This is a genomic window from Nocardia acididurans (genome assembly GCF_016741815.1).
Lineage (GTDB): Bacteria > Actinomycetota > Actinomycetes > Mycobacteriales > Mycobacteriaceae > Nocardia > Nocardia acididurans.
Genome location: NZ_JAERRJ010000007.1, coordinates 263,539 through 279,707, shown reverse-complemented (window position 1 = coordinate 279,707; position 16,169 = coordinate 263,539). Strand labels below are relative to the sequence as shown.

Annotated in this window: 16 protein-coding genes; 13 read left to right on the top strand and 3 right to left on the bottom strand. The window is 68.0% G+C overall.

Annotated features, from left to right (window positions below; all coding sequences use genetic code 11):
* Positions 1-10 precede the first annotated feature (10 nt).
* From JK358_RS19740 to JK358_RS19705, 8 genes are all read left to right on the top strand, one after another.
* A complete protein-coding gene (locus JK358_RS19740; protein WP_232851554.1) occupies positions 11-640 on the top strand; it encodes a LysE family translocator in 630 nt (209 codons plus the stop codon).
* A 738-nt stretch (positions 641-1,378) separates the two neighbouring features.
* The gene (gene mihF / locus JK358_RS19735; protein ID WP_181580261.1) at positions 1,379-1,702 is read left to right on the top strand and encodes an integration host factor, actinobacterial type; all 324 of its coding nucleotides are present in this window, start codon (positions 1,379-1,381) and stop codon (positions 1,700-1,702) included.
* A 7-nt stretch (positions 1,703-1,709) separates the two neighbouring features.
* Positions 1,710-2,291 carry a guanylate kinase gene (gene gmk / locus JK358_RS19730; RefSeq protein ID WP_201949193.1) on the top strand — a complete coding sequence of 194 codons (582 nt, stop codon included), beginning with the start codon at positions 1,710-1,712 and terminating at the stop codon, positions 2,289-2,291.
* An 88-nt stretch (positions 2,292-2,379) separates the two neighbouring features.
* Entirely contained in the window at positions 2,380-2,655 is a 276-nt protein-coding gene (gene rpoZ, locus JK358_RS19725) for a DNA-directed RNA polymerase subunit omega (RefSeq protein WP_181580259.1), read from the top strand.
* 85 nt (positions 2,656-2,740) lie between these two features.
* Positions 2,741-3,988, top strand: coding sequence for a bifunctional phosphopantothenoylcysteine decarboxylase/phosphopantothenate--cysteine ligase CoaBC (gene coaBC / locus JK358_RS19720; protein ID WP_307817627.1), 1,248 nt, complete (start codon positions 2,741-2,743; stop codon positions 3,986-3,988).
* 196 nt (positions 3,989-4,184) lie between these two features.
* Positions 4,185-5,399: a methionine adenosyltransferase gene (gene metK, locus JK358_RS19715; protein WP_181580257.1), complete on the top strand. Its 1,215-nt coding sequence runs from the start codon at positions 4,185-4,187 to the stop codon at positions 5,397-5,399.
* A 630-nt stretch (positions 5,400-6,029) separates the two neighbouring features.
* Positions 6,030-8,072 carry a primosomal protein N' gene (locus tag JK358_RS19710; protein ID WP_307817626.1) on the top strand — a complete coding sequence of 681 codons (2,043 nt, stop codon included), beginning with the start codon at positions 6,030-6,032 and terminating at the stop codon, positions 8,070-8,072.
* Between the two features lie 118 nt (positions 8,073-8,190).
* A complete protein-coding gene (locus JK358_RS19705; protein WP_201949192.1) occupies positions 8,191-8,886 on the top strand; it encodes an HAD family hydrolase in 696 nt (231 codons plus the stop codon).
* On the opposite strand, the gene JK358_RS19700 is transcribed toward JK358_RS19705, so the two are convergent.
* The gene (locus JK358_RS19700) at positions 8,883-9,581 is read right to left on the bottom strand and encodes a TetR/AcrR family transcriptional regulator (protein ID WP_307817625.1); all 699 of its coding nucleotides are present in this window, start codon (positions 9,579-9,581) and stop codon (positions 8,883-8,885) included. The genes JK358_RS19705 and JK358_RS19700 overlap by 4 nt on opposite strands.
* Before the next feature lie 70 nt (positions 9,582-9,651).
* On the opposite strand from JK358_RS19700, the gene JK358_RS19695 reads away from it, so the two are divergent.
* Positions 9,652-11,088, top strand: coding sequence for a carotenoid oxygenase family protein (locus JK358_RS19695; RefSeq protein WP_201949191.1), 1,437 nt, complete (start codon positions 9,652-9,654; stop codon positions 11,086-11,088).
* An 8-nt stretch (positions 11,089-11,096) separates the two neighbouring features.
* Here the strand turns inward: JK358_RS19695 and JK358_RS19690 are convergent, their stop codons facing one another.
* Positions 11,097-11,942 carry an NAD(P)H-binding protein gene (locus JK358_RS19690; protein WP_201949190.1) on the bottom strand — a complete coding sequence of 282 codons (846 nt, stop codon included), beginning with the start codon at positions 11,940-11,942 and terminating at the stop codon, positions 11,097-11,099.
* 76 nt (positions 11,943-12,018) lie between these two features.
* Here JK358_RS19690 and JK358_RS19685 point away from each other — a divergent pair, with 76 nt between their 5' ends.
* Entirely contained in the window at positions 12,019-12,600 is a 582-nt protein-coding gene (locus JK358_RS19685; protein WP_201949189.1) for a TetR/AcrR family transcriptional regulator, read from the top strand.
* Between the two features lie 7 nt (positions 12,601-12,607).
* Here JK358_RS19685 and JK358_RS19680 read toward each other — a convergent pair whose 3' ends face one another.
* Positions 12,608-13,408 (bottom strand): ABC transporter ATP-binding protein, encoded by an 801-nt coding sequence (locus tag JK358_RS19680; RefSeq protein WP_201949188.1) that lies wholly within the window; start codon positions 13,406-13,408, stop codon positions 12,608-12,610.
* Positions 13,409-13,498: 90 nt separating this feature from the next.
* Here JK358_RS19680 and JK358_RS19675 point away from each other — a divergent pair, with 90 nt between their 5' ends.
* From JK358_RS19675 to JK358_RS19665, 3 genes are all read left to right on the top strand, one after another.
* Positions 13,499-14,179 (top strand): HAD family hydrolase, encoded by a 681-nt coding sequence (locus JK358_RS19675; protein WP_201949187.1) that lies wholly within the window; start codon positions 13,499-13,501, stop codon positions 14,177-14,179.
* A 137-nt stretch (positions 14,180-14,316) separates the two neighbouring features.
* Positions 14,317-15,009 carry a PadR family transcriptional regulator gene (locus JK358_RS19670; protein WP_372440692.1) on the top strand — a complete coding sequence of 231 codons (693 nt, stop codon included), beginning with the start codon at positions 14,317-14,319 and terminating at the stop codon, positions 15,007-15,009.
* 186 nt (positions 15,010-15,195) lie between these two features.
* On the top strand, positions 15,196-16,122 hold the full coding sequence (locus tag JK358_RS19665) for an esterase/lipase family protein (RefSeq protein WP_201949410.1): 927 nt from the start codon (positions 15,196-15,198) through the stop codon (positions 16,120-16,122).
* Positions 16,123-16,169 lie beyond the last annotated feature (47 nt).

Below are 16,169 nucleotides of genomic sequence, written 5' to 3'. Positions count from 1 at the left end.
GGCTGGCGCGATGATGTCGACGGCACAGATTCTCGCGTTGGCCGGGGTGATCCTGCTCGGCTGTATGTCTCCCGGACCGGATTTCGTGATCGTGGTGCGCAATGCGGCGATATCCGGCCGTCGCGCCGGAATCGCCTGTGCCGCAGGGATTGCGCTGGGGGTGTTCGGCTGGGCGGTGGTCACCGCGATCGGTGTCGCGGGGCTGCTGGCCGCCTCCGCCATGGCCTACACCGTGGTGAAACTCGTCGGGGCGGGGTATCTGGCGTACCTCGGAGTGCGGGCGCTGCTGGCCGCCCGGCGCGGCGACTACGCCGACGCCGAGGCGCTCGGGCCGAAACAGCGCGGGCCGCTGGCCGCGTTCCGGCAGGGGCTGCTCACCAATCTGCTGAATCCCAAGTGCGCGGTGTTCTTCATCGCGCTGGTGCCGCAGTTCCTGCCCGCGGATCCGTCACTGCTGGGTACGGCCGAGCTGGGGCTGGTGGCGACGACCGTCACGCTGACCTGGTTCGCGATCCTGGCCGTCGGTATCGGGGCGCTGCGGCATGTGTTCACCCGCCGCCGGGTGCGCCGGGCGCTCGACGCCGTCATGGGCAGCCTGATGGTGGCCCTGGGACTCCGCATCGCGGCACAGGGCAACTGATCGTTCTCGCCCCTTCGGCACTCTGATCTTGTTCGCCTTCGGCACTGTGATCTTGTTCGCCTTCGGCACTGTGATCTTGTTCGCCTTCGGCACTGTGATCTTGTTCGCCTTCGGCGAAATCGGACATTCGTAATCACGAACTATCCACGGCCGCAATTCGATTCGATACCGGGTGAGTCGCGCGGCGCAGTCCCCTTGACGGTTCGTGGAACGGCGCGATTGCCCCTAACAAGCGCTCAGTGCCGTTCTGCGGGCCGTGAGCTCTCGCTCGGCACCGGGAACTACACCGATGTGGTTTCGCGCCCCAGTGGCCGTTCAGGGTGCGTTTTCGCGGGCCTCAGGGCTGCGGGCGCACTGTTCGAACCGTGACCCATCCCTTCGCCGTGATACGCGACACGCGGTGCGCAAAATGCGCGACACGCCGATGAATCCGAGAAAATTCCAGGTCGCACGATCACGGCTCGGTTACGGCCCGATCGGCCGCTCGAACGTGCGTTCCAGCGCCCCGGTCCGGAGCCGAAAAACCCCTGGCTACAAGGACATTCGCGATGCCGGGGCTAGTATGGCCGCGGCCGGTCCGGGACAACCCACCCCGACGACCGTCTCCCCTGGTCGTGCCCGGAATCACGCGCTGACCTGGGGGGCGGGTTCGCAATCGCGAGGCGTCGTGGGTACGGTCGCTGAGACCACCGGGTTACCGGCGGTAGATCATGCAATGAACGATGAGACGGAGGAACCGTGGCCCTTCCCCAGCTGACTGACGAGCAGCGCGCCGCTGCTTTGGAGAAGGCGGCTGCCGCTCGCCGCGCTCGGGCGGAGCTCAAGGAGCGCTTGAAGCGTGGCGGTACTGACCTGAAGACGGTCCTTGCCGATGCCGAGAAGGACGAAGTCCTCGGCAAGATGAAGGTTTCGGCTCTGCTCGAGGCCCTGCCGAAGGTGGGCAAGGTCAAGGCTGCCGAGATCATGAGCGAGCTGGAGATCGCCCCCACCCGCCGTCTGCGCGGCCTGGGCGACCGGCAGCGTAAGGCGCTGCTGCAGCGCTTCGACTTCAGCGTCGATTAATCCGAGGGTGGTCGCACACACTCGGAAGGGTCGACTGGTAGTACTGGTCGGCCCCTCGGCCGTCGGCAAGTCCACCGTCGTGCGCTGCGTGCGCGAACGACTGCCCGAATTGGTATTCAGTGTGTCGGCCACCACCCGGGCTCCCCGGCCCGGTGAGGTGGACGGACGCGACTACCACTTCGTGTCCCGCGAGCGGTTCGACGCCATGATCGAGGCGGGCGAGCTCCTCGAATGGGCCGATATCCACGGTGGTCTGCAGCGGTCGGGCACCCCGGCCGCACCTGTGCGGGAGGCGCTCGCCGCCGGGCAGCACATGCTCATCGAGGTCGACCTCGAAGGCGCGCGCTCGATCCGCAAAACCATGCCGGAGGCCGTACAGGTCTTCCTGGCGCCGCCCAGCTGGGAAGAGTTGGTATCCCGGCTGACCTCGCGAGGCACCGAATCGCCCGAGGTCATCGAGCGTCGGCTGCAAACCGCCGAGACCGAGATGGCGGCATGTGACGAGTTCGACATCGTCATCGTGAACGACGAGGTGACCAGCGCCTGCGAGCGATTGGTATCGTTGTTCGTTAGCACAAATTCGCGGTGAACCTTCCGGGGTGATCCTCGAACAACCGGCTCTTCTTCGAAGGGAGCCGGTCCGCAACCCTTCCGAACAACCCGCAGGAGCCCTCCTAGTGAGTGATCTCAAGACCGTGCCCGCTTACGACACTCCGGTCGGCCTCACCAACCCGCCGATCGACGAGCTGCTCGAGCGCACGTCGTCCAAGTACGCGCTGGTCATCTACGCGGCCAAGCGGGCCCGGCAGATCAACGACTACTACAACCAGCTCGGCGACGGCATTCTCGAATACGTCGGCCCGCTGGTCGAGCCGGGTCTGCAGGAGAAGCCGCTCTCGGTCGCCATGCGTGAGATCCACGCCGATCTGCTCGAGCACTCCGAAGGCGAGTAATACCCGGACATCCGGGTTACTCGGATTTCGGAGCGGTACAACGTAACGACGGCGCTGGAGGCGTAGTGAAGACTCCCATCGCGCAGTGCGCGACATACATCCGGAGCGTGCGGTGACCCGGATCGTCGTCGGAGTAGGCGGCGGCATCGCCGCATACAAGGCATGCAACCTCGTGCGCCGGTTCACCGAGACCGGGCACGAGGTTCGCGTCATTCCCACCGAATCTGCTCTGCAGTTCGTCGGCAAGGCAACCTTCGAGGCCCTGTCCGGTAATCCGGTCAATACGGGCGTGTTCGCCGATGTGCCGGAGGTGCCGCACGTGCGCCTCGGCCAGGAAGCCGATCTGGTCGTCATCGCCCCCGCCACCGCGGACCTCATGGCCCGCGCCGCGCAGGGCCGCGCCGACGACCTCCTCACCGCCACACTTCTCACCGCCCGATGTCCCGTCCTGTTCGCCCCGGCCATGCACACCGAGATGTGGGAGCATCCGGCCACGCGCGCGAACGTCGAGACGCTGCGGCGGCACGGGGCCATCGTCATGGAACCCGCGCACGGCCGGCTGACCGGGGCCGATACCGGTGCCGGGCGGCTGCCCGAGCCGGAGGAGATCTTCGGACTCGCCTCGCTGCTCATGGAGCGCGCCGACGCGATCCCGCGTGATCTCGAGGGCAAGCGCGTCGTGGTGTCCGCGGGCGGCACTCGCGAACCCCTGGATCCGGTGCGGTTCCTGGGCAATCGCAGTTCGGGCAAGCAGGGCTACGCCATCGCGCGGGTCGCCGCGCAGCGCGGCGCGCAGGTGACCCTCATCGCGGGCAACACCATCGGCCTGGAGCCCCCGGCCGCGGTCGAGGTCGTGCACGTGACCACCGCCGAGCAGCTCAAGGTCGCCGTGGACAAGCACGCGCTGGGCGCGGACGCGGTGATCATGGCGGCGGCCGTCGCCGACTTCCGGCCGGTCAATGTGGCCGCGGCGAAGATCAAAAAGGGTGCGGGCGAACCGAATTCGATCGAGTTGTCCAAAACCCCCGACATCCTCGCCGGGCTGGTGCAGGCCCGCCGTGATGGTCAGTTGCCCGGTACCGCGATCGTCGGATTCGCCGCCGAGACCGGTGACGAACACGCCGATGTATTGACCCATGCGAGAGCCAAATTGGCCCGTAAGGGCTGTGATCTGCTGGTGGTCAACGCCGTTGGCGAAGGCAAAGCCTTCGAGGTAGACCATAATGATGGTTGGCTGCTCGGCGCCGATGGCACCGAGATCGCCCTGGATCATGGATCCAAGGCACTGCTGGCCAGCCGGGTGCTCGACGCACTCGGCCCCTTGCTCCGCTGAAGCCTCGGCACCGCAGGGTTCCGGACAGACCGTTCGATACGGTAACTGTCTGAGTCACAATATGTCCGTCACCGGGCCGGGACCGGCCCTGTGCTGGACATAGTGGAATAACCTGAGACAAAGGGTTGTGCCCGGGCGGGAGTCCGCTACGGTCATGGCCCGATACGAGAAACCCGTTGAGGGAGAGGGAACAACTGTGCGCACGTCTGGCAGCCGCCTATTCACCAGTGAGTCCGTGACCGAGGGCCACCCGGACAAAATCTGTGACGCCATCAGCGATTCCATCCTCGACGCGTTGCTCGCGGCCGACCCGCGCAGCCGGGTCGCGGTGGAGACCCTGGTGACCACCGGTCAGGTGCACGTGGCCGGTGAGGTCACCACCTCGGCCTACGCCGATATCCCGACCATCGTTCGCGAGAAGGTCCTGGAGATCGGATACGACTCCTCCGCAAAGGGTTTCGACGGCGCGTCCTGCGGCGTGAACGTCGCCATCGGCGCGCAGTCGCCGGATATCGCTCAGGGCGTTGACCATTCGCACGAGGCCCGCGTCGGCGGCGAGGACGACGACATCGCGCGTCAGGGCGCGGGCGACCAGGGACTGATGTTCGGCTACGCCACCGTCGAGACCCCGGAGCTCATGCCGCTGCCGATCTCGCTGGCGCACAAGCTGTCTCGCCGCCTCACCGAGGTCCGCAAGTCCGGCGTACTGCCGTACCTGCGCCCCGACGGCAAGACCCAGGTCACCATCGAATACGACGGCTCGATCCCGGTCCGGCTGGACACCGTGGTCATCTCCACCCAGCACGCCGCCGATATCGACCTCGACAACCTGCTCACCCCCGATATCCGCGAGAAGGTCGTCGACTCGGTGCTGGGCGAGCTCGAGCTCCCCAACCCCCTCGACACCTCCAACGTCCGCCTGCTGGTCAACCCGACCGGCAAGTTCGTCCTCGGCGGCCCCATGGGTGACGCGGGCCTGACCGGCCGCAAGATCATCGTCGACACCTACGGCGGCATGGCCCGCCACGGCGGCGGCGCCTTCTCCGGCAAGGACCCGTCGAAGGTCGACCGCTCGGCCGCCTACGCCATGCGCTGGGTCGCCAAGAACGTCGTCGCCGCCGGCCTGGCCGAGCGCACCGAGGTCCAGGTCGCCTACGCCATCGGCAAGGCCGCCCCCGTCGGCCTGTTCGTCGAGACCTTCGGCACCGAGAAGATCGACCCGTCCAAGATCTCGGCCGCCATCAGCGAAGTCTTCGACCTCCGCCCCGGCGCCATCATCCGCGACCTCGACCTGCTCCGCCCGATCTACGCCCCCACCGCCGCCTACGGCCACTTCGGCCGCACCGACGTGGACCTGCCCTGGGAGCGCACCGACCGCGCCGACAAGCTCCGCGCGGCCGCCGGGCTGTAAGAACGTACGACCCGGCCACCGGGAGCCTCGGCTCCCGCCCGGCCGGACCGGCGGGCCACACCCGCCAGACAACGGAATCCTGTGCCCCGGTACAGGATTCCGTTCTTGCTATGGGAGGTATCGACCCCGTCGGAGGACGAAGCACCGGTGACCGCGCAGCAGGAGGAGACGATGTCGCACCCGGCAACCGAATCCCGCTCTGAGACAGCGCAACCCGGTACCACCGATCGACCGGATGCCGCCGTCGATCCGGTGAGCGATACCGTCGGCCCCGCGCCAACGGATGCCCTCGACTCCGCAGCCGATACCGAATCCGCCGGCGGGGAAGCGAATTCGAGCGAGATGCGGCCCGCTGCTGCGGCAGCCGCTCCGGCGGAACCCGCGGTGTCGCTCGGAACCGTGCCCACCACGTCGGCGGAAGTCGACGCCCCGCGTGGCACGGCGGCCGAATCCCAACCCTGGGTAGAAGATTCCGACGATCACCCAACCGGCGATGTAGCAGTGCGGGTGGCTGGGGAAACGGCGGTTGCCGTCGAGCCCGACGGTGCTGAGGCAGGCGCGTCGGAAGACGGGCTGTTCGATGTCGGGTCTGTTCCGGCGGCTCGGGGCACGGTGGCAGGCGTTTCTGTCGTGACGGCGAGTGTCGAGCGGCCTATCGCGCGGGTGCTGCCGCTGCTCGAACCCGCCCATCTGGACCGGGATTTCGATTATGTGGTGCCGCCGGAGATGGATGAGGCGGCGCAGCCCGGGGTGCGGGTGCGGGTCCGGTTCTCGGGGCGGTTGGTCGACGGGTTCGTGCTGGAGCGGCTCGAGAAGACAGAGCACACGGGGAAATTGGTGCGGCTCGAGCGGGTGGTGTCGGGGGAGCGGGTGCTGACGCCGGAGATTCTGCGGCTCGTCGAGGCGGTTGCGGCGCGTTATGCGGGGACTCGGGCCGATGTGCTGCGGCTGGCGATTCCGCCGCGGCATGCGAAGACGGAGGCCGAGGAGCCGAAACCTGTTGAGGTGCAGGAGATTCCGGAGGTCTTTCCCGCGTGGGACCGGTATCTGCACGCCGGGTCGTTCCTGGGGGCGGTGCGCGAGGGGAAGGGGCCGCGCGCGGCGTGGCAGGCGCTGCCGGGGGAGAACTGGGCGCGGCGGCTGGCTGAGCTCGCGGCGGTGACCGTGGCCGGTGGCCGCAGTGCTGTCGTTCTCGTACCCGATCAGCGTGACCTCGAGCGTGTTATCGCGGAATGTACTGCGCTGGTCGGAGATTCGGCTGTCGGTCTGGCCGCCGGGCTGGGACCCACGGCGCGGTATCGGCGGTGGCTGGCGGCGCTGCGCGGAACGGCTCGGGTGGTGGTCGGCACGCGGAGTACGGTTTTCGCGCCCGCGCGGGATCTCGGGTTGATCGCCATCTGGGATGACGGGGACGACACCTACGCCGAGCCGCGGGCGCCGTATTCGCATGCGCGTGAGGTGGCCATGCTGCGGGCGCACGAGACCGGGGCGGCGTTCATGGCGGGCGGGTTCGCGCGGACCGCGGAGGCGCAGGCCATTGTCGAATCCGGTTGGGCGCATGACCTTCTCGCGGATCGGGCGGTACTGCGGCAGGTGACGCCGCGGATCAGTGCGCCGGGCGACTCCGAAGCGGCCATGGAGCGCGATCCCATCGCGCGGGCGGTGCGCATTCCCGGCAAAGCCTTCCTGACCGCGCGCAAGGCTCTCGCCGAAGGCGCGCCCGTGCTGGTCCAAGTGCCCAGACGCGGTTACATTCCCGCGCTGTCCTGTGCGAAATGCCGGACGCCCGCGCGCTGTCGCCACTGCAACGGCCCACTTGCGCTGCCCGACAGCGGTTCTGCCGCGCAGGGCGGTCCGGGCCCGCGTACGACTTCCCGGGACCGGGGGATCGCCGGGGGCGAGACCGCGCACAGTCCCAGTTGCCGGTGGTGCGGTATCACCGAGGCGGCGTTCCGCTGCGGCTCGTGCGGTTCTCGGGCGCTGCGGGCCGTGGTGATCGGTGCGGTGCGCACCGCCGAGGAGCTCGGTCGCGCGTTTCCCGGTGTGCCCATTCGTGGTTCGGGCGGTAAGTCGGTGCTGAGCGAAGTGCCGGAGGGGCCGCAGGTGGTGGTCTCCACCATCGGTGCGGAACCGACCGTGCCGGGCGGCTACGGGGTGGCGCTGCTGCTCGACGGGTGGGCGCTGCTGGGCCGGGCCGATCTGCGCGCGGCCGAGGATACGTTGCGGCGCTGGATGTCCGCGGCCGCGCTGGTGCGCCCGCACGGTCAGGTGCTGGTCATGGCGGAACCGTCGCTGCCGACCGTGCAGGCGCTGGTGCGCTGGGATCCGGTGGGGCACGCGCGATTCGAGCTCGACGGGCGGACCGAGGTGCGGTTCCCGCCGTCGGTGCGTTTCGCGGCGATCGACGGCACCACCGACACCATCGCCGAATTGCTCGGTGAGGCAAAGCTTCCCGGCGACACCGAGGTGCTCGGCCCGGTGCCGCTGCCGTTCGGGGCGCGCAAACCCTTCTCCGGGGACACGCCCGCCGACGTCGAGCGCATGATCCTGCGCATCGATCGTGCGCACGGTTCGGCGCTGTCGCGGGCGCTCATCGCGGCGCAGGCGGTGCGCAGCAGTCACCGTTCCGATGGCCCCCTGCGCGTGCAGATCGACCCCATCGATATCGGCTGACAAGTAACCGGCAATCTCCCCTGAGCCGGGTAGCGTGACGCATCTTACGAGGTCAGTGCCGTCAAAAAAGCGGAAAGAACCTGGGCTGCCGACGGTTTGCTGAATACCGTGACGTGGCATGGTTACTGAAGCAGTACTTTTCGACTTCTCCGGAACCCTGTTCCGGCTGGAGGAATCTGTTTTCCACGCCGCGGGCCTGTGCGACAGCGCGGGCCGGGCGTTCGACGCGGACGAGATCGCCGAGATCACGCGCCGCATGACCCACCCCGTCGGTCAACTCGTCGAATTCGACGAGGCGGGCAAATACGCCTGGGACCGCCGGGATCTCGACCCCGCCTACCATCGCGCCGCCTACCTGCAGGTTCTGCATCGTTCGGGCGTCCCGGAGGAATCCGCGCGGCGCATGTACCAGCGGGTGGTGGATCCGCTGTCGTGGACGCCGTATCCGGATACCGGCAATGTGCTGGCCGCACTGGCCGAGCGCGGTGTCCGGGTGGCGATCGTCAGCAACACCGGGTTCGATCCGCGCCACGCCTTCGTCTCGCGCGGCTGGGATCGGTACATCACACACTTCACGCTGTCGTTCGAAGTGGGTGCGACGAAGCCCGATCCGCGAATCTTCCGTTCTGCCCTCGAACATCTGGGCGTCGCCCCGGACCGGGCGCTCATGGTCGGCGACAGCGTCGAAGCCGACGGCGGGGCACTGGGTCTGGGCTGCGACTTCGCCCATGTGGAAGCCCTGCCGACCCGTTCGCGCGCCGCCGCGCTCAGCAAGGCCGTGCACCAGCGCGTCCTGTTCGACGCCGCCGCCTAGCCCGCACCCTTCCCGGTCCGCCGGTTCGCCTCGAGCGCGGACTGTTCCAGCCGCTCGCGGCTCGCGCCCATGCCGACCAGCAGGTCGTAGGTGGCCGGTCCGAGAACCGTTGCGGCACTCTGCCCTTCAGCGCCGAAGTGGCCTGCCATCTCCAGCAGGATCGCACCGTGCAGCAGCGCCCACAGCCGGGCGGCGACCTGACGCGGCGGATCGGAGCGGATGTGCCCGCCCGCGATCATGCGCTCCGCGGCCGTGATGGCGTGCCCGAAGGTGTCCGCGCCGACAGCGTCGTCGGGCGTCTCGGTGGTGAGATCCATGACGTACCCCGGTTTTCCGGCTCCCGGCGCGGTGAGCCCGAACATGAGGCGATAGCGCTGGGGATTGGCGAGAGCGTACTCACGGTAGGCCCGGCCCATGACGAAGAAGTCGGCGACCGGATCATCGGTGAACGCGGCCGCGCCCAGTGCCGCCCCGAAACGTGAGAAGGCTTCGGCCGCAACCGCATCCAGCAGTCCGGTCATTCCGCCGAAATGCGTGTACACGGTCATGGTCGACGCACCGGCCGCCGCCGCGACCCGCCGTGTCTGCAGGGCTTCCGGTCCGTCCTGTTCGAGCAGCCGGATGGCCGCCTCGATCAGTTCCGTGCGCATGGCCGAGCTGTCACGCCGCTGTGCCTGCCGGGATCGGGAATTCACTGTTGATACACCTCCATAACAGCGTTATTCTAGACGGCATAACAGCGTTATACCGTTTGGAGACCCGGATATGGGCACTGGCAATCGCTACCTCGACGGCGGCTTCGCACCGCTCGAACAGGAATACACACTCACCGAACTGCAGGTCACCGGCTCGATCCCGGAACATCTCGACGGCCGCTACCTGCGCAACGGGCCCAACCCCATCGGCGAGATCGACCCGCAGCTCTACCACTGGTTCGGCGGTGACGGCATGGTGCACGGCATCCGCCTGCGCGACGGCCGCGCCGAGTGGTACCGCAACCGCTGGGTGCGCGGACCGGTGACCTCCCTGGCATTGGGCGAACCGCAGCGTTTCACCGCCGAGCAGGCCTTCGGCATCGGCGCGAACACCAATGTCATCGGGCACGCCGGCCGCACCCTGGCCCTGGTCGAGGCGGGTCTGACCAACTACGAGCTGACCGAGGAACTCGACACCGTCGGCCCCTGCGACTTCGACGGCACGGTGCGCGGCGGCTATACCGCCCACCCCAAGCGCGACCCGGAAACCGGTGAGCTGCACGCGGTGTCGTACGCGTTCACCAGCGGCAACAAGGTGCGGTACTCGGTGATCGGCACCGACGGCCGGGCACGGCGGACCCTGGATATCGAGGTCGGCGGCGCGCCCATGATGCACGACTTCTCGCTCACCGAGAACTACATCGTGCTCTACGACCTGCCGGTCACCTTCGACGCACGACAGGCCGCCGAGATGACCGTCCCGCGCGCCCTGCGGCTGCCCGCCCGGCTACTGCTGTCGGCCCTGATCGGCCGCGTCCCGATCCCCGCCCCACCCCGCAAACCGTCGCTGTCGGGCGATCGCCGTCTGCCCTACAGCTGGAATCCCAAGTACCCCGCGCGAATCGGCGTACTCCGGCGTGACGGCGCGGCGGATTCGGTGCGCTGGTTCGATATCGAACCCTGCTACGTCTTCCACCCCATGAACGCCTACGAGGACGGCGACACCATCGTCCTGGATGTCGTCCGCTACCCGAAGATGTTCGACACCGACAAAACCGGCCCGGACGACGGCGCGCCCACCCTGGACCGCTGGGAGGTGGACCTGTCCGCGGGAAAGGTCCGGCAATCCCGCCTCGACGATCGCGCCCAGGAATTCCCGCGCATCGACGAACGCCTGCTCGGCCGACGTCACCGCTACGGCTATGTCCCGTCGGTGGGGCAGGGGCTGACCGGCGAATCCACCTTGTACAAACACGATCTCGTGAACGGCGGCATGTTGAGCCGCTCGTTCGGCGCCGGAAAGGGCCTGGGCGAGTTCGTCTTCGAACCCTCCGCCCCCGACGCCGCCGAGGACGAGGGCGTACTCATGGGCTTCATCTACGACGCCGCCACCGACCGCAGCGAACTCGCCATCCTGGACGCCCAAACCCTCGAATTCGTCGCGAGCATCCACCTGCCGCACCGGGTACCACAGGGCTTCCACGGCAACTGGGTGCCCGCGGCGTAGTCCTCGGTTCAGCGGAACGCGGCGATATTGCGTTCCACCCACTGTGCGTAGGAGGCCGGTGCGCGGCCGGTGAGCAGTTCGACCGCCGGGCTTACCGCCAGTTCGGCGGGCAGCGGTGCACCGATGATGTCGAGCGTGCCGTCGGCCACCGCGGGCGGCATGAAGCGCAGCAGGTTCTCGCGGGCCTGTTCGCGGGTGAGTTCCACGAATCGCACCGGCTTGTCGAGGGCTTCCGCCACGATCCGCGCCTGCGCGCGGGGCGCGATCGGGGCGGGGCCGGTCAGTTCGTAGACGCGGCCGTTGTGCCCGTCCTCGCGCAACGCCGCCGCGGCCACCGCCGCGATATCGGCGGGGTCGATGGCAGGCAGGGCGATATCGCCGAAGGGGGAGAAGATCGTGCCCTGCTGCCGGACGGGGTCTGCCCAGGCGTAGGTGTTGGAGAAGAACCCGCTGGGCCGCAGCGCCGTCCATTCCAGGCCGGACTCCTCGGCTGCCACCTCGAAAGCCCGGCTGCGGGAATGTGATCCGAGTTCCGGCCGGGTGCCCGCCGCCTGCGATGACAGCAGCACCACACGCCGGACACCGGCCCGCTTCGCGTGCGCGAAGTACTCGGCCGGGTCGGGACCTTCGACCAGCTGCGGTCCGGTGAACATCAGGAACAGCGCATCCGCCCCGGCAACGGCCGATCCCAGTTGATCCGGGTCGGCCAGGTCGGCGCTGCGATGCGAAACCCCCTCGGGGAGAACGGCGTTCTCCGCGCGGCGCGAGACGGCGACCACCTTCTCGCCGGCGTCGGCAAGGGTCTGCACGAGGGTGCGCCCGATGTTTCCGGTAGCTCCGGTCACCACGATCATTGTCACTCCTTGAGTTAGTTGGCTGACTAACTCGAACCGTAGTGCACATCGGGCGGGCTTGTCTATAGTGAGTCGTATGACTAACTCAGTCGCGAAGGCGTCGGCGGCCGGCAAACGTGAGCGGCTGGCCACCGCGGCCGCCGACGTCTTCTACCGCCAGGGCGTGGAGAAGACCACCATCGCCGACATCGCCCGCGCCGCCGAAGTGCCCGTCGGCAATGTCTACTACTACTTCAAGACCAAGGACCAGCTGGTCCAGGCCGCCATCGGCGCGCACGAGCGGAACCTGCACGAGATCCTCAGCGCGCTCGAACAATTCGACACCCCCGCCGAACGCCTCCGGGCGCTCGTCCGCGGCTGGGTGGACCAACGCGAGATGGCCGCCCAGTTCGGTTGCCCCTCAGGGAGTCTGGCCACCGAGCTCGACAAGCGCGACGACGGCCTGGAACAGGAACTCGCGCAGGTGATGCGCCGCCTGGTGGACTGGATCCAGGCCCAGTTCGCGGCCATGGGTCGCGCCGACGCCCGCGAGCTGGCAGTGGCGTTGTTCGCCGCCTATCAGGGAATCTCCCTGCTCACCAATACTTTCCGTGATCCCGCCATGATGGCGGCCGAGGGGGATAGGCTCGAGCGCTGGATCGAGGCCCTGGCGGCGTGAATCGATTTCAGGCGTCGGCGTGCTGTGCGGTGTGCACGCTCCACCGCCCGCCGGTGCGCGCGATCCGCACCGGATAGTCGAAGCAGGCACTGACGTGCTCGGTGGTGAGCACCTCGTCCACCGGCCCGGCGGCGACAATGTGGCCCTCGCGCAACAGCATTGCGTGCGTGGTGCCGGGCGGCAGTTCCTCCATGTGATGGGTGACCAGCACCGAGGCCAGCTCCGGATGGGTTCGCTGCAGTCCGTCGATGCGGTCGAGCAGGTGTTCGCGCCCGGCGAGATCCAGCCCGGTGGCGGGTTCGTCGAGCAGTAGCAGGCGCGGGCTGGGCATGAGCGCCCGTGCGATGAGCATGCGCCCGCGTTCGCCCTGGGACAGGATGGGCCACTCGGCATTTCGGCGATGGGCCAGGCCCATGAGCTCGATGAGCCGGTCCGCCTCGGCCTGCTGTGCGGTGGTCGCCGTCCAGCGCGGCACGAGTTCGGCGGTGTTGGTGAGCCCGGTCAGCACGCACTCGTGCACGGTGAGCGGGGAGCGCGGGGTACGCCGGGGATCGACATGGCCGATGGCGGTACGCAATTCGCGCATGTCGACCCGGCCGAGCCGATGCCCGAGCACCTCCACCGTGCCGCGTGTCGGATGCTCGAACGCGCCCAGCATCTTCAGCAGTGTGGTCTTGCCGGCGCCATTGGGTCCGAGGAGCGCCCAGTGCTGTCCGGTGTGCACGGTGAGCGAGACCCCATCGAGAATCTCAGTGCCGTTGCGGATGAAGTCGACGCTGGAAACCCTGAGCAATGCGGTGTCGGACACGCGGCCACCGTAGCAGAACTCCTCAGACAAGCTGATGAATTATCGCTTTGCGCAGCCGGTCCGGTACTGGACGGCCGGTAGGCTGGCGGTATGGCGATCGAGGCTGTTCTCTTCGACTTTTCCGGCACCGTCTTCCGTCTGGAGGAATCCGCGCTGCGCTCCGTCGACCTGGTCGACGCCGACGGCCGCGCCTTCGACCCGCACGAGGTCGCCGAGATCATGCGGCGCATGACGGCGCCCGTCGAACAGTTCGTGGAGTTCGACGAGGAGGGGCAATTCGCCTGGGAGCGCAGGGATCTCGATCCGGAACTGCATCGCAAGGCATACGTGCAGGTGCTGCGGCAGTCCGGCGTCCCCGACTCGGCGGCGGTCCCGCTCTACGAGAAACTGCTCGATCCCTACGCCTGGACGCCGTACCCGGATACCGGCGAGGTGTTCGAGACGCTGCACGCCCAGGGCTTGAAGGTGGGCATCGTCAGCAATATCGCCTTCGACATCCGCCCGGCGTTCGCCTCGCGCGGCTGGGATCGATATATCGGCGATTTCGCGCTGTCCTTCGAAATCGGTGTCATGAAGCCCGATCCGCTCATCTTCCGCACGGCCCTGGATCGCCTCGGCATCCAGCCCGAAAACGCCCTCATGATCGGTGACAGCCTCGAGGCCGATGGCGGTGCCAAGGCGCTGGGCTGCGCTTTCGAGCTGGTCGAGGCCCTGCCGACCGCCGATCGTCCCGATGCCCTGCTCGAGGTGATCCGCAACCTCGGCAGCTGATCCCATCCGGCCGGTCGCAACGAGGCGACCGGCCGGTTCGTGTCCCGCTTCACACTTGTCATGGATAGATTGCCGATATATCGTCGATATCAGCAAGAGTAACGACAAGCCTTGAAGGAGGCACCACCATGGAACACATGGACATGAACGAGAGAGGCCGCGGACCCTGGCGTCGCCAGCGGCCCGAAGAAGCCCAAGGCCCCGAACACCCGCGCTTCCGTCGCGGCCCGCGCCCGGAGCGCGGTGAACACCACCGCCACGGTCGCGGCGGCTACGGCCCCGACTTCGGACCCGGTGGATTCGGCCCCGGCGGTTTCGGCCCCGGTTTCGGGCCCGGCCCGCACTTCGGTCGCGGTCGAGGCCGCGGCGGCCGAGGCCGGCGCGGTGACGTCCGCGCCGCCATCCTCCTGCTGCTGCAGGAGCGGCCCATGCACGGCTACGAGCTGATCCAGCAGATCCGCGAACGCAGCCAGGACGTCTGGCGTCCCAGCCCCGGCTCCATCTACCCCGCGCTCTCGCAGCTCGAGGACGAGGGCCTGGTACTCATCGAGAAGGTGTCCGGCCGCAAGACCGCCAAACTCACCGAATCCGGCACCGAATACGTCGAGGCCAACAAGGGCGAGCTCGGCGATCCGTGGCAGGACGTCAAGGACGGCGTCGGCGATCAGGCCCTCGACCTGCGCGGCCTGATCGGCCAGCTCATGGGCGCCGCCGCCCAGGTCGCCGCCGTCGGCAACAAGGATCAGGCCGAGAAGGCCGCGGAGGTGCTCACCGAAGCCCGCCGCGCGCTCTACCGGATCCTCGCCGAAGACGACACACCCGAAAAGTAGTGGCCGCGAAACACCCCGTCCCGCTGGGAATTTCACTCCCGCACCAGCGATCATTATGGAATGGCACAAACGCGCCACGTGATCGACTGTGGCTTGGGACAAAGGGGGAGCCGGATGCGCCGCTCCGTGATAAGGGGCTTCGCTACGGCGGGGGTAGTGGCCGCGACGGTCGTCCTCGGGACGACCATGACGCCGGTCGGCTCGGTGACCGCCGAGCCGACCGGGGTCCGGGCACCGGTGGTGCCCACCGAATCCGGGCCGCCGCAGCAGGATCATCTGACCTCGGCGCGCTATCTGGAGGAGCATCCGAACGCAACGCCCATGGGCAGCAACGATTTCGGGTGCAAACCGACCGCCGCGCATCCGCGCCCGGTGGTGCTGGCCCACGGCACTGATTCCTCGGCATACTCCGATTTCTCGGTGCTCGGACCGCAGCTCGTCGAGGCCGGGTTCTGCGTGTTCGCGCTCAACTACGGCGGTAAGCCGGGCGCCACCACCTACGGCACCGAGGATGTCTGGGAAAGCTCCGCGCAGATCGGCGTTTTCGTCGATCAGGTGCTCGCGGCGACCGGGGCCTCCCAGGTGGATATCGTCGGGTTCTCCCAGGGCGCGAGCGTGTCGCGCTACTACATCAACAAGCTCGGCGGCGCGCCCAAGGTCGGCCAGTGGGTCGGGGTGGCCTCACCCAGCTACGGCGGCGTCATGTACGGGCTGGTGCCGGTGGCGCAGAAGCTGCCGATTCTCTTCGATATCGCGGAACTGGCGTCCTCGACGGCGGCCATTCAGCAGGCGCAGGGCGCGCCGTTCATCACCGAGCTCAATGCCGGGGGCGACACCGTCGCGAATGTGCGATACACCACGATCGGCAGCCGCGTGGATGAAATGATCCAGCCCTTCGACAACATCGCGCTGCACGGTCCCGGGGCCACCAACCTGGTGCTGCAGGATCTGTGCCAGGGCAATCTGACCGGGCATTTCCATATGGTCTACGACGCCTTCGTGCAGCGGCTGGTGGTCAACACGCTCGACCCCGCACACGCCGTGACACCCACGTGCGCGCCCGTCGCGCTCGGCACGGGCATCGCCGAAGTGGTGCTGGCGGCGCATTCCTGAACAGGGCACTCCCGGTCGTCCGTAAAATAGGACGACCGTATTCATCC

Excerpts from the sequence above, each read along its gene's own strand:
- JK358_RS19740 (WP_232851554.1), top strand. The coding sequence starts at position 11 with ATGATGTCGACGGCACAGATTCTCGCGTTGGCCGGGGTGATCCTGCTC.
- JK358_RS19665 (WP_201949410.1), top strand. The coding sequence starts at position 15,196 with ATGACGCCGGTCGGCTCGGTGACCGCCGAGCCGACCGGGGTCCGGGCA.
- JK358_RS19685 (WP_201949189.1), top strand. The coding sequence starts at position 12,019 with ATGACTAACTCAGTCGCGAAGGCGTCGGCGGCCGGCAAACGTGAGCGG.
- JK358_RS19690 (WP_201949190.1), bottom strand. The coding sequence starts at position 11,942 with ATGATCGTGGTGACCGGAGCTACCGGAAACATCGGGCGCACCCTCGTG.
- JK358_RS19675 (WP_201949187.1), top strand. The coding sequence starts at position 13,499 with ATGGCGATCGAGGCTGTTCTCTTCGACTTTTCCGGCACCGTCTTCCGT.
- JK358_RS19695 (WP_201949191.1), top strand. The coding sequence starts at position 9,652 with ATGGGCACTGGCAATCGCTACCTCGACGGCGGCTTCGCACCGCTCGAA.
- JK358_RS19670 (WP_372440692.1), top strand. The coding sequence starts at position 14,317 with ATGGACATGAACGAGAGAGGCCGCGGACCCTGGCGTCGCCAGCGGCCC.
- JK358_RS19705 (WP_201949192.1), top strand. The coding sequence starts at position 8,191 with ATGGTTACTGAAGCAGTACTTTTCGACTTCTCCGGAACCCTGTTCCGG.